20 protein-coding genes are annotated in these 22134 nt (G+C 60.1%); 7 read left to right on the top strand and 13 right to left on the bottom strand.

What is annotated here, in order from left to right; all coding sequences use genetic code 11:
• Positions 1 to 10: 10 nt before the first annotated feature.
• The 9 genes from ACZZ0G_RS05425 to ACZZ0G_RS05385 all read right to left on the bottom strand — a co-directional run bounded on the left by ACZZ0G_RS05425 (position 11) and on the right by ACZZ0G_RS05385 (position 11038).
• Positions 11 to 1159, bottom strand: coding sequence for an efflux RND transporter periplasmic adaptor subunit (locus ACZZ0G_RS05425; protein WP_463555548.1), 1149 nt, complete (start codon positions 1157 to 1159; stop codon positions 11 to 13).
• A gap of 157 nt (positions 1160 to 1316) precedes the next feature.
• Positions 1317 to 2417 (bottom strand): DUF1513 domain-containing protein, encoded by a 1101-nt coding sequence (locus tag ACZZ0G_RS05420; protein WP_463555547.1) that lies wholly within the window; start codon positions 2415 to 2417, stop codon positions 1317 to 1319.
• Positions 2418 to 2431: 14 nt separating this feature from the next.
• Entirely contained in the window at positions 2432 to 3496 is a 1065-nt protein-coding gene (locus tag ACZZ0G_RS05415; RefSeq protein ID WP_007916589.1) for an imelysin family protein, read from the bottom strand.
• A gap of 27 nt (positions 3497 to 3523) precedes the next feature.
• Complete coding sequence (locus tag ACZZ0G_RS05410) at positions 3524 to 4951, bottom strand: di-heme oxidoreductase family protein (protein ID WP_463555546.1); 1428 nt, start codon at positions 4949 to 4951, stop codon at positions 3524 to 3526.
• Between the two features lie 319 nt (positions 4952 to 5270).
• A complete protein-coding gene (locus tag ACZZ0G_RS05405; protein ID WP_463555545.1) occupies positions 5271 to 6617 on the bottom strand; it encodes an imelysin family protein in 1347 nt (448 codons plus the stop codon).
• Positions 6618 to 6756: 139 nt separating this feature from the next.
• On the bottom strand, positions 6757 to 8808 hold the full coding sequence (locus ACZZ0G_RS05400; protein WP_463395067.1) for a putative bifunctional diguanylate cyclase/phosphodiesterase: 2052 nt from the start codon (positions 8806 to 8808) through the stop codon (positions 6757 to 6759).
• A 447-nt stretch (positions 8809 to 9255) separates the two neighbouring features.
• Complete coding sequence (locus ACZZ0G_RS05395; protein WP_007918933.1) at positions 9256 to 9852, bottom strand: superoxide dismutase; 597 nt, start codon at positions 9850 to 9852, stop codon at positions 9256 to 9258.
• Positions 9853 to 10028: 176 nt separating this feature from the next.
• Positions 10029 to 10631, bottom strand: coding sequence for a LysE/ArgO family amino acid transporter (locus ACZZ0G_RS05390; RefSeq protein ID WP_463395068.1), 603 nt, complete (start codon positions 10629 to 10631; stop codon positions 10029 to 10031).
• A gap of 5 nt (positions 10632 to 10636) precedes the next feature.
• On the bottom strand, positions 10637 to 11038 hold the full coding sequence (locus ACZZ0G_RS05385; RefSeq protein WP_463555544.1) for an ACT domain-containing protein: 402 nt from the start codon (positions 11036 to 11038) through the stop codon (positions 10637 to 10639).
• A 96-nt stretch (positions 11039 to 11134) separates the two neighbouring features.
• On the opposite strand from ACZZ0G_RS05385, the gene ACZZ0G_RS05380 reads away from it, so the two are divergent.
• From ACZZ0G_RS05380 to ACZZ0G_RS05365, 4 genes are all read left to right on the top strand, one after another.
• Entirely contained in the window at positions 11135 to 12034 is a 900-nt protein-coding gene (locus tag ACZZ0G_RS05380; RefSeq protein ID WP_463555543.1) for a LysR family transcriptional regulator ArgP, read from the top strand.
• Positions 12035 to 12129: 95 nt separating this feature from the next.
• Positions 12130 to 13122 (top strand): NAD-dependent epimerase/dehydratase family protein, encoded by a 993-nt coding sequence (locus ACZZ0G_RS05375; RefSeq protein ID WP_463555542.1) that lies wholly within the window; start codon positions 12130 to 12132, stop codon positions 13120 to 13122.
• Between the two features lie 116 nt (positions 13123 to 13238).
• Entirely contained in the window at positions 13239 to 14093 is an 855-nt protein-coding gene (locus ACZZ0G_RS05370; RefSeq protein ID WP_463555541.1) for an ATPase, read from the top strand.
• Positions 14094 to 14206: 113 nt separating this feature from the next.
• Complete coding sequence (locus tag ACZZ0G_RS05365) at positions 14207 to 15052, top strand: cache domain-containing protein (protein ID WP_463395073.1); 846 nt, start codon at positions 14207 to 14209, stop codon at positions 15050 to 15052.
• A gap of 123 nt (positions 15053 to 15175) precedes the next feature.
• Here the strand turns inward: ACZZ0G_RS05365 and ACZZ0G_RS05360 are convergent, their stop codons facing one another.
• Entirely contained in the window at positions 15176 to 16693 is a 1518-nt protein-coding gene (locus ACZZ0G_RS05360) for an MDR family MFS transporter (protein WP_463555540.1), read from the bottom strand.
• Positions 16694 to 16772: 79 nt separating this feature from the next.
• Positions 16773 to 17957: a 4-hydroxybenzoate 3-monooxygenase gene (gene pobA / locus ACZZ0G_RS05355; protein ID WP_463558823.1), complete on the bottom strand. Its 1185-nt coding sequence runs from the start codon at positions 17955 to 17957 to the stop codon at positions 16773 to 16775.
• Positions 17958 to 18143: 186 nt separating this feature from the next.
• Here pobA and ACZZ0G_RS05350 point away from each other — a divergent pair, with 186 nt between their 5' ends.
• Positions 18144 to 19028 carry a helix-turn-helix domain-containing protein gene (locus ACZZ0G_RS05350; RefSeq protein ID WP_463395075.1) on the top strand — a complete coding sequence of 295 codons (885 nt, stop codon included), beginning with the start codon at positions 18144 to 18146 and terminating at the stop codon, positions 19026 to 19028.
• A gap of 136 nt (positions 19029 to 19164) precedes the next feature.
• On the opposite strand, the gene ACZZ0G_RS05345 is transcribed toward ACZZ0G_RS05350, so the two are convergent.
• Entirely contained in the window at positions 19165 to 19341 is a 177-nt protein-coding gene (locus ACZZ0G_RS05345) for a hypothetical protein (RefSeq protein ID WP_008085463.1), read from the bottom strand.
• A 119-nt stretch (positions 19342 to 19460) separates the two neighbouring features.
• A complete protein-coding gene (locus ACZZ0G_RS05340) occupies positions 19461 to 20381 on the bottom strand; it encodes a LysR family transcriptional regulator (protein WP_463555539.1) in 921 nt (306 codons plus the stop codon).
• Positions 20382 to 20495: 114 nt separating this feature from the next.
• On the opposite strand from ACZZ0G_RS05340, the gene ACZZ0G_RS05335 reads away from it, so the two are divergent.
• Together ACZZ0G_RS05335 and ACZZ0G_RS05330 are read left to right on the top strand one after the other, a co-directional pair.
• Positions 20496 to 21374 (top strand): MBL fold metallo-hydrolase, encoded by an 879-nt coding sequence (locus tag ACZZ0G_RS05335; protein ID WP_463555538.1) that lies wholly within the window; start codon positions 20496 to 20498, stop codon positions 21372 to 21374.
• A gap of 45 nt (positions 21375 to 21419) precedes the next feature.
• Positions 21420 to 22034 carry an NAD(P)-dependent oxidoreductase gene (locus ACZZ0G_RS05330; RefSeq protein WP_463555537.1) on the top strand — a complete coding sequence of 205 codons (615 nt, stop codon included), beginning with the start codon at positions 21420 to 21422 and terminating at the stop codon, positions 22032 to 22034.
• The last annotated feature ends 100 nt before the right edge of the window (positions 22035 to 22134 follow it).

Genomic DNA, 22134 nt, shown 5'->3' with positions numbered 1-22134 from the left:
GATTCCTTGATCAGTCGGCGCGGGGCGGACTGTTCTGCTCGCCGAGGGTCTTGTCGTCGCTGATGGCAATGTGTGCGCCGTTGTCCAGTTTGATCTGGCCGGCCGTCACTACTTGTTCGCCGCTCTGCACGCCCTTGTTGATCATCACCAGGCCATCGCGGCGTTCACCGGTTTCGATGAAGCGGCGTTCGGCGATCAGCACCGGTTGGCCCTTATCGTCCTTTTCGAGGCTGCCGTCCTCGGCTTTCTTCTGCCCGACCACGTAGATCGAGTTGCCGTAGAGGGTGTAGGTGATCGCGCTTTCCGGCACGACGATGTGTTTCTGCGGATCGGGCAGCAGCACTTCAAGGTTGGCGAACATACCCGGCAGCAGTTTGCCGTCGGGGTTGGCCAGCGTGGCGCGAACCAGAATGTTGCGCGTAGTGCTTTCGACGATCGGGTTGATCGCGCTGATCTTGCCGGCGAAGTTTTGCTTGGGATAGGCGCCAACCGTGATTTGCACCGGTTGGCCGATGGCCAGTTTCGGCACCGATTGTTCGGGCAGGTAGAAGTCCGCGTAGAGGCTGCTCAAATCCTGCAACGTGGCGATTTTGGTGCCGCTGGCGAGGTAGTCGCCGACGTCGACCTGACGGATGCCGATGGTGCCGCTGAACGGCGCGAGAATGCGTTTTTTCGCCAGCGAAGCGTTGAGCTGATTGACCGTGGCTTTGTTCTTTTGCAGAACCGCCGAGAGCCGGTCGTACTCGCCTTTGGAGATGGCACGGCTGTCGACCAGTTGCGCACCACGGCCGAAGTCCAGTTGCGCCAGGCCCAGGTCAGCCTTGGCGGTTTCCAGCAGGGCGGTTTCGACGGCGCTGTCGAGTTGCAGCAACGGTTGCCCGGCCTTGACCTTCTGTCCGGACTCGAACTTGAGTTCAGTGACGGTGCCGGCGACTTCCAGGCTCAACTCGACACCTTGCAGCGCCTTGAGAGAGCCGACGGTGGGCAAACGCATCTGCCACGGCTGCTCGGTGGCGTTGGCCACGGCGACACTGATCGGCGGTTTCGGCTTGGAAAAGCCCTGGATCATCGTATAGATCGAAAAGGCTTTGTACCCGCCCAGCACCAGGACGATCAGCAAAACAACACCCAACATGATCAGCATGCGGCGACGCAGCATATTTCCAGTTCCTTGGATAAATCAGGTGAGACAGGCGGGCACATTACTCCGAGTACAGGGGGGATTCCAACTGGCAGTTATTACAGGTCATGAAAAGGGTGAGGGGGATAAAATCCCGCTCACCCTTGAGGTTGCGCCGGCAAGTGAAGCACCGCGATCAGGCCATCAGATGAAGATGGTTGTCCCAGAGCCCCGCCGGCAATTCCAGCGGCTTGGCCAGCAGCTCATCCTGACGGCAATCGTAGTAACGGCAACGCCCTTGCCCGGAGGTCACGACAAAACCGTCCTTCACCGCACCCACACCGGCGCAATCCGGCAACGGCGCATCGAGGCGCACTTCGCCACTGTCCAGATCCCAGATAAAGAAACGGTTGCCACGCGGCGCCGTCAGCGCGACCAGACGCAGATCGCTGTGCACGGCGACGCTGGCGGTGTAATGCCCCATCGACTGCAACTGATGCTCCGGCACCGGGAACGCCACGAACGGCTGCCCCGGACGCTTGATCGCCAACAACTCCGAACGCTCATGAGACGCGCCCATGAATTGCTGGCCGGCAACGATGGTGCCGTCGCTGGCGATGCCCAGATGGCGCACGCTGTTCATCTGCTGGGCGAGGGTTTCCTTGCTCAGCAGCGTACCGTCGCGCTGCATCAGCACCAGGCTCGGCTCCATGGCGTTGAGGTTCATGTCGACGCGGCTTTCCGCTTCGGTACGAATCCCGCCGTTGGCCACCACCAGCGTCTCGCCGTCGGGCATCCATGACACCTGATGCGGGCCGAGACCGTGGGTGGAAATCTCACCGCTGTGCACCAGCCGTTCGCCTTGGAACCTGTACACGCCGAGCAAGCCACGGCCGGGATCGCTGGTGTCGTTCTCGGTGGCGTACAGGTATTCACCATCCTTGTGCACCACGGCGTGACCGTAGAAGTGCCGGTTCGGCTGCGAGCTCACCGTCTGCAGCAACTGACCGTCGCGCAGGTCGATCAGGTAACTCTCGGTGCCTGGGCGACGCGCGACGAACAGCGCAATCGGCTGCGTCGGATGATTGATGATGTCGTGGCAACGCTGGCCAACTTCGGTGGCGAACACCCGCGTGCCGTCCAGCCGATAACCGACGGCGTAATGCTTGCCGTCGGCATCGTCCCGCGCCGACAGCAGCAGCGGGCTCTGATCCTTGCGTTTGAACAGCGTCCAGCCGCCCAGCGTCACTGCTCCCAGCAGTGCACTACCTAAAGTCAGAATCTGACGTCGCAGCATGGCACTTGCCCTCATCAGTCACCGTCGTTGGCGTTGAAGCCCAGTTGGATGCCCAGCGCCTTGGCCAGTTCGCCTTCGTGCAGCCGATGGACGACGTTGAGGCTGTCGTAGATATCGTTGAGTTGCTGGCGACCGGCGTCGTCTTCAAGCATTTCGCCGAGCGAGCGCTGGGTGCTGTCGAACAGTTTCAGCGAAGCGGCGTAGGCAGCATCGATCTTGTCTGCCAGTGGCTTTTGCTCAGCCGGCAACAGACCGCGCAGGCCTTTGTTGTCGACGCCTTCCCACACGGTTTTGGCGGCGGCGAGGCTGGCTTCCAGCGCGGTCAGGGACGACTGGCTGCGCCATGCATCGGCCTGGAACGGCTGTGGCACGCCCTTGCTCTGGCGGCCCATTGGCGTGCCGAGCTTTTTCTTCAGGGTGTCCAGCGCGGTGACCTGCACACGCAGCAGATCGGCGATCGCTTCGTGGGAGTCGGCGTAACGCTGGTTGGGGAACTTGGTCATCTGCGCGAGCATGCCGTCGGTGTTGTTCCAGTTCTGCAGAATCTCTTCGGCCAGTTGTTTCTGGCGCTCGCCGATGGCGATCAGCAGCGGGCAGTACTTGGCTTTCTGTTCGGCATTGGCGACGTCAGGCTTGGCATCGAAGAGGATGTACTCGTAAGCCGACAGGCCTTGCACCACGACGCTGGATTTGGCCAGTGCGGCGGCATCGATCTGCGGCTGCGCGACGACCAGTTGCTCGACCTGACGGCCGACGAGGTTCTTCTTGTCCGGCCAGAACTGAACCTGCCACGAACGGTTGCCCTCGGCCAACGGACCGATCAGCAGTGGTTGCAGCTCGGCCCAGGCTTTCTGCGCGTGCAGGAAGTCGGCACGGGCGGTCTCCAGGGTTTCTTTGCCCTGGCAGTAGGCGAGGGCGCTGACCGCCAGTTGCTTGTCGGCTTCGACCCAACGAGTGTAGGTCGGCAGGATCACCGATTTGGCGATGGCCGCCGAGGTGACCGCTTGCGGATCCTGCGGCGAGCAGGCGCCGAGGGCGAGCGCGGCAAGGCTGGTGAACAGTAGCTTGGGACGGAACATGTCGGGCTCCCGATTCTTTATCAGTGTTTAAAGTGAGTTCAAAAACGCCAGCAGCGCGGCACGCTGCTCGGCATTGAAAGACAAAACCTGTTGCTGCGCGGCTTTAGCTTCGCCGCCATGCCAGAGCACGGCCTCGAGCAGATTGCGCGCGCGACCGTCATGCAAAAATTGCGTGTGGCCACTGACCGCTTGCGTCAGGCCAATCCCCCACAACGGCGGGGTGCGCCAGTCGCGGCCAGAGGCCTGGAATTCCGTACGGGTGTCGGCCAGACCGTCGCCCATGTCGTGCAGCAGCAAATCGCTGTACGGGCGAATCACCTGATTGGCCAGTTCAGGTTCGGCCGCATTGGCGGCGGTGGTGTATTTCGGGGTGTGGCAGGAATCGCAGCCGGCCTGGAAAAACAGGTTCTTGCCGGCCAGCACTTCGGCATCGTTGATACCACGACGTGCAGGCACGGCGAGGTTGCGGCTGTAAAACAGCACCAGACGCAGGATGTTATCGCTGACTTCCGGCTCGCCGTCCGGGCCATTACCGTTCGGTGCCTGTTTGCAGGCGGTTTGCGCGTCGGTGCAGTCATCGAAGGGGCGCAGGCTGGTCGTAAGGCCCATGTCACCGGAAAACGCGTGAACGTTCTGTTGATTGAGGTTCGGTTGCCCGGCTTTCCAGCCAAATCGGCCCATGACGGTTTTCTGCAGGGCGTCATCCCAGACCTGATTGGGGCGGCCATTGATGCCGTTGTTCGCTTTGGCTTGCGCGGTGGCGTTGGCGAGGATGGCTTCCTCGGGGATCGCTTCGAGCAGGCCGAGGCCGATCATCGGCGGCGCGACCCGCGCGGAAAACCGCGTGTCCGGGTGCATCGGGCCGTAGCCCAGTTGAGTGATTTGCAGCACCGGTTTGCGTAGTTCGACTTCGGTGCCGTCCTTGAAGCGTACGGGCACTGGCGTGTAGTCGACGCGCACCTTGCCTTCCGGGGCGACGCCGGGCACGGCCATGTCCTGGAACTGGCCGCCATAGACCGGCTCCGGAACTACGCCAACCTGCTCAATGAGCTTGGCGAACTGCGGCGCATCGGGAATCGACAGCCTGACCAGCATCGACACCGCGTTGGCCGCATCCGGGGTTGGCGGGTGACCGCGACCGTCCTTGATGTGGCAGTTCTGGCAGGCGTTGGTGTTGAACAACGGGCCGAGGCCATCGCGCGCGGTGGTGGTCGACGGCGCGATCACCCACGGGCTGCGAAAGAAGCTGTTGCCGACGCTGAAATCCACCCGTCGCGATGGCGGCAGATTCGCCGAAGGCAGGGAAAACGCATTCTGATCGGTCTTGCGCACGGTCGCTGCACCGCCCGAGCGTGCTTCACCGGGCTCGGCATTGGTGAAACGCGGGGCGTCATCGCAGGCACTCAGGCCCAGGGCCAGCAACAGTGCGGACAAGCGAAGAGGCAGCGAGGGCATCAGACATCCTGCGGACGGGCGAAAACAAAGGCGCAAAGTCTAACAGGGCGAGGGGGTTTGAATAAGAGGAATTATCGTTTGCTTGATACAGCGCAAGCCTTGAAGTCCATGTAAACCCTGTGGGAGCGAGCCTGCTCGCGAAAGCGGTGTCCGCCGCGCTGAAAATGTGGCGGCCGATATAGCCTTCGCGGGCAGGCTCGCTCCCACAGGGATGGGTGGTGTACCTGATATCGAACACACCATGGAGCAGGGTTTTGTGTAGGGCAGACATGAAAAAGGCGACCCGAAGGTCGCCTTTTTTTGACTCAGACGCAGTTGATCAGAACTCGTGATCAGCGTTGTCCGGGTTCAGGTCGCTGATGCCCAGCTTGCCGGCAGCGGCTTCGATCGAACCGGTCTGCTTGACCAGCGAGGCGATCGCATCGCGAACGATCTGGTTGCCAGCGGTGTTGCCGGCGGCGATCAACTGGTCGTAGTGCTCACCCTTGTTGGCGTGATCGACCATGACCTGGATCTTGGCTTCGGTAGCGGCCAGATCGGCTTTCAGTGCGGTGTCGGCAGTCGGGTCAGCCTTGGCCACCAGCGACGACAGGCTGGCGCCGCTCATCTTGGTGCCGTCAACACGGGTGTACTCGCCCAGGTAAACGTTACGAATGCCTTTGGCATCGTAGAAGTGCGAGTTGTGGGTGTTGTCGCTGAAGCAGTCCTGCTCGTCTTCAGGAGAGTTGGCTTCCAGGGAAACCTTCATGCGCTCGCCCGCCAGTTCGCCCAGCGACAGGCTGCCCATGCCGAAGAGCATTTTGCGCAGACCGGTTTCGCCCGGCTCGGCTTCCAGGGTGGCGCGGTAGTTGTCAGCCACATTCGGCTTCCAGTTGCCGACCATTTCTTCCAGGTCGCTGACCAGCAGTTGGGTCACGGACTTCAGGTAGGCACGACGACGATCGTTGTGACCGCCAGTGGCGCCGGCGCCCTCCAGGTAGTCGGAAGCCGGACGATTGCCAGCGCCAGGGCCGGTGCCGTTCAGATCCTGGCCCCACAGCAGGAATTCGATGGCGTGGTAGCCAGTGGCGACGTTGGCTTCGGAACCGCCCAGCTCGTTGAGGCTGGCGAGTTTTTCCGGGGTGATGTCTTTGACGTCGACTTTGTCTTCGCCGACCTGAACTTCGGTGTTGGCGATGATGTTGGCGGTTGCGCCCGGGTTACCCAATGCGTGCTCGTAGGATTTGTCGACGTAGTCGATCAGACCCTCGTCCAGAGGCCAGGCGTTAACCTGACCTTCCCAATCGTCGATGATGGTGTTGCCGAAGCGGAACACTTCGCTCTGCAGGTACGGAACGCGCGCGGCGACCCAGGCAGCCTTGGCGGCTTTCAGGGTGTCGGCGTTCGGCTTGGCGAGGAAGGCGTCGACGGCGGTCTGCAGGGTTTTCGCGGTGGATTCGGCATCGCTGTAAACGGCGAAGACCATGTCGGCGTAGTGCGCGACCACAGCCTTGGCGGCGGCTTCGTCGACTTTACCGGCAGCGGCAGGGGCAGCCGCTGGAGCGGTGGTGCTGGCGGCTGGCGTCGGCGCGGCCGGAGCGGCAGCCTTGTCTTTGCCTTCGCCGCAACCGGCGAGGGAAATAGCGATGGCCAGCAGACTGGCGGTAGCCAGAGGCATACGAATCATGGCGAACATCCTGCTTCGATAGTTGAGTGGACTCGCGCTGGGGGTGCGCAAAACTGCGACATAATGCAAATCTTTCGCATTATGTGTAAAGGGTTGTGGCTGGAAATATTTCTTATTTACGACGCTGAGGTGGCACCGATCAAAGGATCGCGGCGTTACTGCGTTGTGCTTGTTTGAGATAGACGCTCAGCTCGCGCGCCGGCAGCGGTTTGCTGTAGTGATAGCCCTGACCCTCGTGGCAGCCTTCGGAGATGATGTAGCTTTCCTGTTCGGCGGTTTCCACGCCCTCGGCGATCACCTGCATGCCGAGGCTCTTGCCCAGTTGAATGATCGCGCGAACGATGGTCGCGTCGTCGTCGTCATCGAGCAGATCCTGCACAAAGCTCTTGTCGATCTTGATCTTGTCCAGCGGCAGGCTTTTCAGATAGCTCAGGGATGAATAGCCGGTGCCGAAGTCATCGATGGCGATCAGTGCGCCGGAGCGACGCAGGCTGAGCAAATGTTGGGCGGCGGTGCTGATGTCTTCCATCAGGCCGGTTTCGGTGACTTCCAGTTCCAGGCTGCGCGGTGGCAGGCGGTACATTTGCAGCAGGTTATTCACCACTCGCGGCAACTCGGCGTGGTGCAACTGCACGGTGGACAAGTTGACTGCCATGCGCAGATCGGCGAAACCCTGATCGTGCCATTCGCGCAATTGCTTGCAGGCCTGATCGAGCACCCATTCGCCAATGGCGATGATGGTGCCGTTCTGCTCGGCCAACGGGATGAACAAGTCCGGCGGCACCAGACCGTGTTCCGGATGCTGCCAGCGAATCAACGCCTCGACGCCAACCACGCGGTGATCCCGATAGCTGATCTGCGGCTGGTAGACGAGGTAGAACTGATCGCGCAAAAGGGCATCACGCAGGTCTTTTTCCAGTTCGCGACGGCGGCGCATTTCGCTGTCGACGCTGGCGATATAGAACTGATAACGGTTGCGCGAGCGGGTCTTGGCCAGGGTCATGGTCTGCTCGGCTTTCTGCAACAGCTTCTCGGTGCTGTCGCCGTCCTCCGGGAACAGGGTGATGCCGATGGTCGCGCGCAGGCGGATTTCCTGATGGTCGAGGGCAAACGCCGCTTCAAGATCATCGAGAATGCTTTGCGCCAGTTCCGCTGCTTCGTAAGGCTGTTCGATGTCGGCCTGCACCAGCGCAAACTGGTCGCCACCCAAACGGGCGAGGGCGCCGAGGCGGCCGCTGTGGGCACGCAGGCGATCGGCCAGGGCCAGCAGCAACTGGTCACCGGTCTGGTAGCTGAATTGTTCGTTGATGCCTTTGAAATCATCCAGCCCCACGCACAACACCGCGACCCGGCGTTGCAGCTTGCCGGCGTCGACCAGAATCTTGTCCAGTTGCTGTTGCAGTTGCTGGCGATTCGGCAGGCCAGTGAGGAAATCGTACTGGGCCATGCGCAGCAGGCTGTTTTCCGCTTCGTGGCGCAGATGGGTGTTGCGTTCAATCGATTCGAGCAACTGGTTGGCGGTGTTGATCCAGATCCCCAGTTCGTTTTTCTCGTGGCCCTTGAGCTGCGGAATCTTGTGCTCGCTGGGGCGATCGGGGTTGATCTCGGTGAGGTGCTCGATGATCCGTGACAGCGGTTTGGTCAGTAGCCAGTGATAAACCAGATACAGCACCAGACCCATGGCCAGTGCGCGCAACACGCCGGAAATGAAAATGATCACCGAACTGACGATAAAACCCTCGCCATAGGTGGCGGTGTCGAGGGTGATGCTCAGGTCGCCGTAATACTCGCTGTACGGGCCACGCCCCACCAGTTGGGTGGTGAAGGTACGTTCCTGGCCGAGGATCAGGTCAGTCAGCCAGCGACTGTTGGAATGCTGCAACTCGCGGGATTTCTGCGCGAGCATGGCTTCGTTGGGATGGCCGATGGAGGCCTGACGCACGGCATCGTCCTGGAACAGGCCTTCGATCACCTGCATGCCCATCTCCCGATCGAGGCTGTAAACGGCCTGAGTCGAGGGATCACGGAACATATCGAGGATGCGTTCGGCGTCGCCAGCAACGGCCTGACGGGTTTTGTAGGCATCGAAAACAATCTGCGCGCAGCTCAAGACTACGCCGACGATCAATGCCGACAGGAGCACGACCCGGAGCAACTTCACCGACAAGCTGTTCTTGAGTTCCAGCTTCAAAGGGTTATTCCTTGTTCCGTGCGGGTAGCGTCAAGTTGCCATGAGTATTGGCAATCCCGAGTTGGCAGTCAAAGGGACAATCAGACCGGGGACGATTTGCCCGTGGCCTTGGCCGAAATGCTGCTGTCTGGAGTATTAGCCCTAATTTGTACTATGTCGGTAGTTCCGCCCCTCAACTTGAGCCGTACGCCGCATTTTTTCCTCTTTTTGATGTTAGCCCGCTGTGGCACGGCAGCAAGGGGCGGCAGACAGCTTTCATCGTGAGAGAAACGCTATTGATCGTTCCCACGCTCAGCGTGGGAATGCCTCTAGGGACGCTCTGCGTCCAGTGACGCGGAGCGTCACGGGCTGCATGCCCACGCGGAGCGTGGGAACGATCATCGTACGGGGTTTATCCGGGCATAAAAAAAACCCGGCAAAAGCCGGGTTTTTTGACTGGCGCGCAGCTTAAGCGGTGAAGGTTTTGCCTTCGAACTGCTCAGCAACGAACTTCCAGTTGACCAGGTTCCAGAACGCTTCGACATACTTCGGACGAACGTTGCGGTAGTCGATGTAGTAAGCGTGTTCCCAGACGTCGCAGGTCAGCAGCGGGGTGTCGCCGCTGGTCAGCGGGTTGCCGGCGCCGATGGTGCTGGCCAGAGCCAGGGAACCGTCAGCCTTTTTCACCAGCCAGCCCCAGCCGGAACCGAAGGTGCCGATCGAGGTTTTGCTGAACTCTTCCTTGAACTTGTCGAACGAACCGAACGCAGCGTTGATGGCTTCAGCCAGCGCGCCAGTTGGTTGACCGCCGGCGTTTGGCGCCAGGCAGTTCCAGTAGAAAGTGTGGTTCCAGACCTGAGCGGCGTTGTTGAAGATACCGCCCGAGGAGGTCTTGACGATTTCTTCCAGGGTCTTGCCTTCGAACTCGGTGCCTGGCACCAGGTTGTTCAGGTTCACGACATAGGTGTTGTGGTGCTTGTCGTGGTGGTATTCCAGGGTTTCCTTGGAAATGTGCGGCTGCAGGGCATCGTGTGCGTAAGGCAGCGGCGGCAATTCGAAAGCCATGATGATTCTCCTAATCAGGTCTGTTGCGGTGAGCGCAAGGCCGATCACGGGCGGCCAGAAATGCACCGGCGAGTTTTTACTCTTTGCGGCGCAGGGTTTCGATCATAGCACCGGGGTTGCGCCATAACCACGCAACAACTGTGTGGGATAGAGGTTCCAGAGCTGTTTGGAATAAATCAGCTCGCGATTATCAACTGCCCTGCAACCGTGAACATCATCAACGCCACTACCAGGTCAAGGATCCGCCAGGTACTCGGACGTGCCAGATATGGCGCCAACCAAGCAGCGCCCAGCGCCAGCGTGAAAAACCACAACAGCGAAGCACTCGCAGCACCGACCACATAGGCCCCCGGCACCGATTGCTGCGCGCCGAGCGAACCGATCAGCAACACCGTATCCAGGTAAACGTGCGGGTTGAGCAACGTGACTGCCAATGCACTGAGCATCACTGCTCGCAGGGAACGCACGGTCTGGTTCTCACCCTGCTCCAGGCTCTGTTTCGAACAGGCCCGACGCAACGCCTGGCTGCCGTACCAGATCAAAAATGTCGCGCCGCCCCAGCGGGCGATCGCCAACAGCGTCGGGTTCTGCGCCAGAACCGTCGCCAGTCCGAAAACACCGGCGGCGACCAGCAGTGCATCGCAAACCACACACAACGCCGCCACTGGCAAATGGTGTTCGCGGCGCAAGCTCTGCGCCAATACAAACGCGTTCTGCGTGCCGATCGCCATGATCAGCCCGAACGCCACCAACAGGCCGTTCACATAACTTTGCCACATAAGATCTACTCCGCGTTGGCTGCGAGATCGCGCAGCACTTGCATGGCGCGTTCGGCGTCGGCCTGGCCGACAAACAAATGGTCGTGGTAATAACCAGCGATCACGTTGCAACTGATCCCGGACTTGCCCAGTGCCGTAGCGAATGCGGCGGTGAGGCCGACGGCTTCCAGCGCCGAATGCACATTCAAGGTGATCCACGCGGCGACGTAATCGAAGCTGAAACCGGCCTGTTCGGCGCGGGAACGTTCGACAATCACGGTCAGACCTTCCTGTTCGCGGAAGCTGCCGACCACCTCTAATCCATCGGGCAACCGCCCGTCGCGCAAGGTGCAGAACACGTACTCACCGGCATTGAGCTGCGGGCTCATGCTGCGCAACAAAGTCAAGAGTGAAGTTTCGCCAGCCATTGCAGTGTTCCTTGAGAAAGAGTGCTTGCTGGCTATTCTCCGGTCGAAACCTGTATAAGAAAAACCAATAGTGCTGATCGCTCATTAGGAAAACTGATGTTCGACTACAAATTGCTTTCCGCTCTGGCCGCCGTGGTCGAGCAGGCCGGATTTGAACGGGCTGCGCAGGTGCTGGGCTTGTCGCAATCGGCGATCTCGCAGCGAATCAAGCTGCTCGAAGCACGGGTCGGTCAGCCGGTGCTGATTCGCGGTACGCCACCGTCGCCGACCGAGATTGGCCGGCGCCTGCTCAACCATGTGCAGCAGGTGCGTTTGCTGGAGCGTGACCTGCAAACCCTGGTGCCGGCGCTGGACGAAGAGGGCCTGCCGGAACGTCTGCGCATCGCCCTCAATGCCGACAGCCTCGCCACATGGTGGGCAGAAGCGGTGGGTGATTTCTGCGCCGAACAACATCTGTTGCTCGACCTGGTTGTGGAAGACCAGACCGTCGGCCTCAAACGCATGCGCGCCGGGGAAGTGGCCGCGTGCCTTTGCGCCAGCGAGCGACCGGTTGCGGGCGCGCGCAGCGTGTTGCTCGGGGCGATGCGTTATCGCGCCCTGGCCAGCCCGGCATTCATCGAGCGGCATTTCCCCGATGGTGTGCGCGCTGAACAATTGCCGCGTACACCGGCACTGGTGTTCGGCCCGGACGACTTTCTACAGCACCGCTATCTCGCCTCGCTGGGCGTCGATGGCGGTTTCGAGCACCATTTGTGCCCGTCCTCGGAAGGTTTTATCCGCCTGACCGAGGCCGGACTCGGCTGGGGCCTGGTGCCGGAACTGCAAGTGCGCGATCAATTGCAGCGCGGGGTGTTGCGCGAACTGTTGCCAGATAAACCGATCGACGTGCCGTTGTACTGGCATCATTGGCGCAATGGCGGTCAGCTTCTAGGCTTGCTGACCGAGCAATTGGTGCGTTCATCGGCGCAATGGCTAGTGCCTTTAAAACAGCCATAAGCGTCAAGCTGCAAGCGGCAAGTCAAGCGCTGCGCACCGTTTAAATTTGCAGCTAGAGGCTTGACGCTCGCAGCTGCTTTTCTGTGGAGTTTTGCATGAAAATTCTGGTCACCGGCGCAAGCGGCTTCATTGGCGGGCGCTTTGCGCGTTTCGCCCTGGAGCAGGGCCTGGACGTGCGGGTCAACGGTCGCCGGGCCGAGAGCGTCGAACATCTGGTGCGCCGTGGTGCCGAGTTTGTCCCCGGCGATCTGACCGATGCCGATCTGGTCCGCGAGCTGTGCTGCGACGTTGAAGCGGTGGTGCATTGCGCGGGCGCCGTCGGACTGTGGGGCCGCTATCAGGACTTTCATCAGGGTAACGTGCAGGTCACCGAAAACGTTGTCGAAGCCTGTCTCAAGCAGCGCGTCCGGCGCTTGGTGCATCTGTCGTCGCCGTCGATATATTTCGATGGCCGCGATCATTTCAATCTGACCGAAGAGCAAGTGCCCAAGCGCTTCAAGCATCACTACGCCGCGACCAAGTACCTGGCCGAGCAAAAGGTCTTCGGTGCGCAGGAGTTCGGCCTCGAAACCATCGCCCTGCGTCCGCGTTTCGTCACCGGCGCCGGCGACATGAGCATCTTCCCGCGTCTGCTCAACATGCAGCGCAAGGGCCGGCTGGCGATCATCGGCAACGGCCTGAACAAAGTCGATTTCACCAGCGTGCAGAACCTCAACGAGGCGATGCTCAGCAGTTTGCTGGCCGCCGGTTCCGCACTGGGCAAGGCCTACAACATCAGCAATGGCGCGCCGGTGCCGCTGTGGGATGTGGTCAATTACGTGATGCGCAAAATGGAAGTGCCGCAAGTCACCAAATATCGTTCGTATGGACTGGCCTACAGCGTCGCGGCGCTCAACGAGGGGGCGTGCAAGCTCTGGCCCGGGCGCCCGGAGCCAACCCTGTCGCGCTTGGGCATGCAGGTGATGAAAAAAAATTTCACCCTCGACATCAGCCGCGCCCGGCATTATCTCGACTACGATCCGAAAGTCAGCCTGTGGTCGGCGCTGGATGAGTTCTGCGCGTGGTGGAAAGCTCAGGACATCCGTTGAAACGATTCGGCCGGGCGGCAATGAACCGTGTAGCCGCTTGGGGGTCAATCCCTGCGGCTGCGGCGGTTATACTTCGCAGCATTTAGCCATCACCGCGTTTTCCAAAGGTTGCCTCAATGTCCATGCGTAATGATGCCCACGACGATTTCGATGATGTCCCGAGCCTGCGTGCCGACACCTTCGACGACGATGACATTCCGACCACCGCCCGCACCTCCGTGCACTCGCGCACACCGCCTGTGGTCAAGGTCAAGGCGGCCAGCACCGGGCCGTTGTGGGCCTTGGTCGGCGCACTGTTTTTCGCCTTCATTGGCCTGGCCTGGTGGAGCTTTCAGCAGATCTCGCTGATGGAACAGCAATTGGTTGCAACACAGGAAAGCTTCGCGCGGATCAGTGAAGAAGCCGCCGGGCGCTTGCAGGACATTTCCGGCAAGGTTGTCGCCAGTCAGTCCAACGTCACCAGTGACAGCGAAGCCTTGAAACTGCAGATCAAACAGCTCGAAGGCAAGCTGCTCGATCAGAGCAAACAGCAGCAAGGCGTAGCGGGGCAGGCCAGTGATCTGGACAAGCGCCTGGCACAGATGACCGCGCAGACCACCGAACAGCAGAACGCCAACACCCAGTTGCAAGCACAGGTCAAAGCCTTGAGCGCGGAACTGGCGACCGTGAAGAGCACGCCAGCTGATACCAGCAAGGTCGACGCGCAGTTGAAAGCTTTCGATGCGCAGTTCAAAAGCCTTGGCGCCGATATCGCTGCATTGAAGAAGCAGGGCAACCCGAGTGCGGCGATCGATCGCCTCGAACAGGAAATCGTCGTCCTCAAAAGCGAACAGGACAATCGCCCGGCAGCGCCGCAGGGCGGCGGCAATACCGCCGAGTTCGACGCCTTCCGTGGGCAGATGACCCGCAACATCAACACCCTTCAGGCGCAGATCCAGAATTTGCAGCAGCAAATCAATTCCCGCCCATAAGCTTTGTTGATCGGTGCAGGGGACTCTGCAATCCCCTGCATCATTCTGAATACTCGTACATCACCCCAAGCCGTCTACGCTCTTGAAACACCAAAAAGAACGAGGGATGCGTCATGGGGTTTGTGCAGAAAATCGCCTGTCTCTGTTTGATGTTGCTGGCCGGCTTCGGCCAGGCCAGCGCTGCCACCGCCAAGGATGACAGTCAGGCCGCTATCGCCTTGCTGGAAAAGGCCCTGGCCTATTACCACGACAACGGCGATAAGGCGTTCGCCGCATTCAGCCGTCAGGGCGAGTTTGTCGACAAGGACCGCTACGTGTTCGTCGTCGACACCAAAGGGGTGATGCTCGCCAGCGGCGGGCCTTCATCGGCGTTGATCGGTCGTGATGTCAGTGAAGTGCTCGGCCCGGATCTGCAGAAAACCTTCAAGGACGCGTTGAAAGTGCCGGAAGGCAATGGCATCCAGCAGGCCGAATACCGTTGGCAGAACTGGGCCGATGGCAAGGTCGAGCGCAAACATGTGTTCTATCAACGCATCGGCCAGCGGATTCTGGCAGTGGGTTACTACTTGCCGCGAGCGTCAGCGGAGCAGGCCAAGGCTCTGCTGGATAAAGCCGCGACTGATTTGGGCAAAGACGAGAAGGGCACGCTGACGGCGATCAATTCGCTCAAGGGCGGCTACTTGCAGGATGACCTGTATGTGTTCGTGGTCGATCTGAACACCCAGCGCTACGTTGCCCACGGTACCAATCTGCGCTTGATCAATACCGACTTCGGCAAGGTCAAGGACCCGGAAGGCAAACCGGTGGGCGAGCCTATTCTGGCGCTGATCGGCAAGCAGGATGAGGGCGAATATGAATACCGCTGGAAAAACCCGGTGACCGGCAAGGTCGAGGATAAACATGCCTACCTGAAAAAGGCCGGGCATTTCCTTGTCGCGGTGGGTTACTACAGCCCCTGAGTGAAATACTTACCCCTGTGGGAGCGAGCTTGCTCGCGAATGCGGTGTGTCATTAGCAATATTTCGTCTGACACGACGCCTTCGCGAGCAAGCTCGCTCCCACAGGGATCCCTGTTAATACAGTTATTTTGCGCCGTGTTCGCGGCCACGCAGCAGGTTGTTAGGCATGGCGATTGCCGCCGCCAATCCCAGCAACGACACCGCCGCACTCACCCACAACAAATGCCGGAACGTCACCAGCAACTCCGCACGCAAGGCGTTCTGCGCATCCCCCGGCGCGGCGTTCAAACCATCCAACAAGACGTTACCCGAATGCCCTTCGCTCATCAGCGAGCTGCTCGCCAGATGGGCGAAACTGGAATCCTGCAACAACGCCAGCAACAGCGCCGACATCAACGCCACGCCCACCGCGCCGCCGAGAGAGCGAAACAGGTTGGTGGTGCTGGTGGCCACGCCGATGTCGCGTTGCTCTACCGAATTCTGTGTGCCGACCAGCGAAGTCGGGAACTGCATGCCACCGGCAATCCCACTGAGCAGCATGAACAAACCACTGAGCAGCGTCGCCTCGGGGGGACTGAAGGCCATGCCGAAAATCGAAATCGGCATCAGGATTGCGCCGGTCAGGATCTGCGGCTTGTAACGCCCGGTGATCGAGGTGCGACGGCCAGCGAAATACGCACCAATGGGCAAGCCCATCGCCAACGGCAGCAAATGCAGCGCCGCGCTGTCGGCACCGGCACCGGTGACACTCTGAAAACGCAGTGGCATCAGCACGATCAGCGAAATCGCCTGGAAACTGGTGAAGAAAATCGTGCACCAGCACAGCAGTGCGTTGCGATTGGCGAACAGGTGCATCGGCAGCAATGGTTCCCGCGCCCGGCGTTCGTGCCAGACAAACAGCGCCAACACCACCACCGCACAAGCAAACAACCCGAGTACTTCAGCGCTGCGCCACGCATGGCCCTGACCGACCTGGGTGATGCCCAACAGCAGAGCGGTCAGCCCGATGATCATCAACACGGTGCCGAGGTAATCGATGATCGGTTTACGTTGCGGAATCGGCAGCCCGCGCAAGTTGCGCCGCGCCACCCAATAAGCACCGAGGCCCAGCGGCAGGTTGATCAGAAACACCCAGCGCCACGACAGGTATTCGGTCATGTATCCGCCCAAAACGGGACCGGCGACACTGGCCACCGCGTACATGCTGCTGAAGTAACCCTGATAACGCCCGCGTTCACGCGGCGGCACGATATCGCCGATGATCGCCTGGCTTACCGAGATCATCCCGCCGGCGCCGATGCCCTGAAGGATTCGCGCCAGCACCAGTTGCTCCATGCTCTGCGCCATGCCGCAGAACAGCGAGGCGAGGGTGAACAGGCCCATGCCGAACAGCATCAGTTTGCGCCGCCCGTACAAGTCACCGAGCTTGCCGTAGATCGGCACCGCGACGGTCATCGCCACCATGTAGCCGGAAATCACCCAGGCCAGCAGGCTGACATCCTTGAACTGCGCAGAGATGGCCGGCATCGACACGGCGACGATGGTCTGGTCGAGCGCGCCGAGAAATATCGCCATCATCAGCGCGACCAGCACGCTGCGAATGGCCGGTTTGGGCGTTTCGGGGTGATTGAGATTGGTCACGGGCGAGCCTGCGGGCAGTGATGGACCCGCGCGGCTATTGCGCGCGGGTTGATGCTTGCCAGTGTAAGTCGATAGGAGGCTATTCGATAGCCTCGTACGGAAGTCCGACGTAATTTTCTGCAATGGTTTTTCGCCCTGCTTCTGAACTGACAAAGTAGTCGAGTTCCGAGGCACTGATGCGCTGGCTGAAAGCGTCGTGATCATCGAAGCGGTGCAGCATCGAGGTCATCCACCAGGAAAAGCGCTCGGCTTTCCAGACGCGGCGCAGGCAGATTTCCGAGTACTTCTCCAGCAGATCGGTGCGCCCGTCGCGGTAAACCTTCAGCAGAATATTGAACAACGTGCTGACGTCGCTGGCGGCCAGGTTCAAGCCCTTGGCGCCGGTGGGCGGGACGATATGCGCAGCGTCGCCGACCAGAAACATGCGCCCGTACTGCATTGGCTCGACGACGAAGCTGCGCAGCGGTGCGATGCTCTTTTCAATCGACGGGCCAGTGACCAGCTTCTCGGCAAGCTCAACCGGCAGACGATTTTTCAATTCATCCCAGAAGCGCTGATCGCTCCAGTCATCGACGTTTTCGTCCGCCGGCACTTGCAGGTAATAGCGGGTGCGGGTGGCCGAGCGCATGCTGCACAAGGCAAAGCCGCGTTCATGGCGGGCGTAGACCAATTCGTCATGCACCGGCGGCGTGTCGGCGAGAATGCCCAGCCAGCCAAACGGATAAACCCGCTCGAAGACTTTCAGACAATCGGCCGGAATCGACTGGCGAGCGACCCCGTGGAAACCGTCGCAACCGGCGATGTAATCGCAATCGACGCGAAAGATTTCGCCGTCCTTTTCGAAGGTGACAAAAGCTTCGTCGCTTTTCATGCCATGAGGAACGACATCCTTCGCCTGGTAAATGGTCGGCGCGCCAGCCTCCCGACGAGCGGCCATCAGGTCGCGAGTCACTTCGGTCTGGCCGTAGATCATCACAGTCTTGCCGCCGGTCAGCGCGTGCAGATCGATGTGCACCTGACGCCCGTCCAGCGCCAGATCGAAACCGCCATGCACCAGTCCTTCGGCGTCCATGCGCTGACTCACGCCAGCCTGACGCAACAGCTCTACCATGCCTTGTTCAAGCACACCGGCGCGGATGCGGCCGAGGACATAATCGGGTGTCTGACGTTCGAGGATGAGGGTGTCGATGCCGGCGTTGTGCAACAACTGGCCGAGCAGCAAACCGGACGGACCGGCGCCGATAATGGCGACTTGGGTTTTCAGCGTTTTCATTGTTTTTATGACTCGCAAGCTTCACGCGGCCAAGACCGGTGAATGATTTTTATGGATCGAGTGCTTGCATTTTTCCCTTGCGGGTCTGTCAATTGAAGGTGAAAACTGAGCCGATACCTGTACATTCTGCCAATCGGTGCGATTATCGCCCACAACCCCGAGGCCTGGATTGAAGTGATGAACAAGCCTGAGCTGCCTTCGATTCCAGTGTTCAAGCTCTACGGTGAAAGCCTGGACTGGCCGACCCCTGACTTGCTGCACTGTGAAACCATTTCCTCCCGCAGTCGCGAACATGAGTGGGAAATCAAACCCCACCGCCATGCTGATTTGTGCCAATTACTCTTCGTCTTCAAAGGTCAGGCAGAGCTTGAGATCGAAGGGCAACGCACGCAACTCCAGACCCCGGCGATTCAAGTGCTGCCACCGTTATCGGTGCACGGCTTTCGTTTTTCCGAAGACGTCGAAGGGTTCATCGTTACCCTTGCCACACCGCTGATCAATCACTTGCAGGCACAGCTGGGTGATTCGGTGCACGCGCTGGCCAGCGCAGAACACTATCCGGCCGGCCACGACGGCGATTACCTCAACAGTCTGTTCTCGGCGCTGCAGGCCGAATACAACGGTCATCAACCGGCGCGGGAAATGCTCATGCATTCGCTGGTCAGCGTAATCATGGTCTGGGTCAGCCGGCAGGCGATCGTGCGGCACAAAGCCAGCCAGCGCCCGCAACGGCAGCGCGAATACCTCAATGGCTTCATTCAGTTGGTCGAGGAGACTTATCGCCAGCATGTGAAGGTTGAGGATCTTGCTCATCGATTAGGGATTTCTGTGTCACACCTCAACGGCACCTGCCGTGAACTGGCGGGACAACCGGCGTTGCAGATCATGCATGAACGTCAGTTGCTGGAGGCCAAGCGCTTGCTGACCTACACCAGCATGACGATTTACGAGATGTCGGAGTTGTTGGGGTTTTCCGATCCGACCAACTTCACGCGCCTGTTCCGGCGCCGGGTGGGAATTTCACCAAAAGCATTCCGCGACAGCCTCAAGGCCGAGCAGTGATCTCATAACCGCCGCCAAAAACTGTGGGAGCGAGCTTGCTCGCGAATGCGGTGTATCAGCCACCATTAATGGTGATTGACACAATGCATTCGCGAGCAAGCTCGCTCCCACAGGGTCGCATTCCAGCCCGTATAAATCAGCGCAACGCGTTCAGCGTGGCATTGTGCGGAATACAGCGCTCGAAGTTGCAGCTCGCATACTCGCGCGGCAGCTGTCGCAGCTGTTCAACCCGCCAGGCAGCGGTGCCGTACAGCGCCAGCGTGGCGGCGCAGGTGATGAAAATCGCGAAGTACCTTCTTGTTTTGATGTTCATGGCATAGACCTCTGAACGACATACCCTGCGGTATTACTTTCAGCATAGGTCAGGTAGGGGCAGCTGCAAGCTTGGAGCTGCAAGCGTCAAGATGAATTGCGGTGCAGCTAGCTTGCAGCTCATGGCTTGACGCTTGACGCTGCTTCATCCCATTCGGGTTTTTCGGGAAATCTGAGCACCAGAAAATCCAGCATGCTGCGCAGTGCCGCCGGCATGTGTTTGCGCGAGGCGTACACCGCGTAGATGCTCATCTGCCGAGGTTCGGCATGGGGCAGCAGTCGGACCAGTTCACCGCTGTGAATATGCACCCCGGCCTGATAGGTCGGCAGCATCGCCACCCCGGCGCCGGCCAGCGTCGCGCGCAACAATGTGCTGGCCTCGTTGGCGCTGATATTGCCCTGTACCGGCACCGAAACCGGTTCGCCATCCTCCTCGAAATGCCACAGGCTCTTGCCGAAATACGAGTGCGTCAGGCAGTTGTGTCGACTCAACTCCTCGACCCGCAACGGTGCGGCTTGCTCCTGCAGATAAGCCGGCGCGGCACACACCACCGAGCGACAAACGGTCAGACGTCGGGCGATCAGGTTGGGGTCCAGATCGTTACTGGTACGAATCGCCAGATCGATGCGCTCATCCACCAGATTCACCGTGCGATCGAGCATTTGCAGGTCAATGCTGACTCCGGGGTAGCGTTTGACGTAAGCGGCCATCGCATCCGCCAGTTGGGCCTGGCCGAACGAAGTGCTGACGCTGATCCGCAGCAGCCCGCGCGGGGCGTCGTGGGGCTCGCTGACGGCCGCCTGCATGTCCGTCGACAGTTCGAGCATCTGCCGGCAGCGCGGCAGGATCTCATTGCCGGCGGCGGTCAGGCTCAACTTGCGCGTGGTGCGGTGCATCAGACGCGCGCCGACCCAGTCTTCCAGCTCCGCCAAGTAGCGCGAAACCACCGGCCGCGAAAGGTCCAGATGATCGGCCGCTGCCGACTGGCTGCCCAGATCCACGACGGTGACAAACACCCGCATTGCTTGGAGACGATCCATGATTTGCCCGCTTTCAGAAACAAACTATGTTCAAGCATCGCATTTTTTGTACTGAGTCAGGCAACTAAGCTCTGTCCCATCGCCAAGCACGGCATTCGGACACCGGAGCAACAGATGATCGGCTTCACCACACTCAAACGCGTTCTACTCGCCAGCGCTTCCCTGGGTTTTGCCGCGCATGCAGCGGCTGCCAACTTGACCCTCGACGTCTATAACCCAGGGACAAACGCGATTTTCCCGGTGACCTCGGTGCTGGTCAGCGGCGAGAAAGACGCGATCCTGGTCGATGCACAATTCGGCAAATCCCAGGCTGAACAAGTCGTGGAAAAAATCCGCACCAGCGGCAAGCACCTGACCGCCATTTACATCAGCCATGGTGACCCGGATTACTACTTCGGTCTCGACACCCTGACCCAGGCGTTCCCCGACGCCAAGGTGCTGGCTTCGCAGCCGACCGTCGACCACATCAACAAAACCGTCGCCGGCAAACTGGCATTCTGGGGCCCGAAAATGGGCGCCGACGTTCCGGCGAAAACCATCGTGCCGGGCGTGCTCAAGGGCGACAGCCTGATGCTCGAAGGGCAGAAATTGCAGGTAGTCGGCCTCGACGGCAAACAACCGGATCGCAGTTTTGTCTGGATTCCGTCGCTCAAAGCCGTGGTCGGTGGTGTGGTTGTCGCCGAGAACATCCATGTGTGGATGGCTGACACCCAGACGGCGCAATCCCACGTCGAATGGCTGGAAACCTTGCACTCGATCGAAACCCTCAAACCGAACACCGTGGTACCGGGTCACTACCTGGGCGACAGCAGCCGTTCACTCGCCAGCGTGAAATTCACCGCCGACTACATTAAGGCTTTCGACGCGGAAACCGCCAAGGCCAAAGACGCCACCGCACTGATCAAAGCAATGAAAAAGCGCTACCCGACACTTGGCGAAGAGAGCTCGCTGGAGCTGAGCGCGAAAGTCGCCAAGGGCGAAATGCAGTGGTAAGCCGAATCTGAAAACGCAGCACTCTCAAGCCAACTGGAGAATGTCATGAGCAAGATCGCAATCATTGGGGCCACCGGTCGTGCCGGTAGCCAACTGCTGGAAGAAGCTCTGCGTCGTGGCCATAGCGTTACCGCTATCGCCCGCGACACCTCGAAGATCGGCGCCCGTGCCGGTGTGGTCAGCAAGAATGTCGATGTGCTGGATTCAGCCGCGTTGCAAGACGCGGTGGCCGGTCACGATGTGGTGATCACCGCCGCGCATTTCGCCACCGTGCCGGCGGCGGCGATTGTCGGGCCGGTGAAGCAGGCGGGAGTGAAGCGTTTGCTGGTGGTTGGCGGTGCCGGTTCGTTGTTGCTGCCGGACGATACGCGAGTGATCGACAGTGCGGGGTTCCCGGCGGAGTACAAAACCGAGGCCAGCGCCGGTGCGGCGTTTCTTGAGGCGTTGCGTCAGGAGCAGGATCTGGACTGGACCTTCCTGTCGCCGTCGGCAGAGTTTGTCGAAGGGGAGCGCACAGGAAGTTACCGAGCCGGCCAGGATCATTTGCTGGTGAGTGCCGAGGGGCGTAGCTGGATCACTTTTGCCGATTACGCGATTGCGTTGATCGACGAAGTGGAAACGCCGAAGCATTCGCGTCAGCGGTTTACTGTTGGGTATTGAGTGAATCCTCACCCCTCACCCCAGCCCTCTCCCGAAGGAGAGGGAGCCGACCGAGGTGTCTGGCGTTGTGCATCGACCTGAGTGATCGAGTCGATTATGG

The sequence above is a fragment of the Pseudomonas sp. AC169 genome (assembly GCF_979258515.1).
This window is presented reverse-complemented; position numbering and strand designations above follow the sequence as displayed.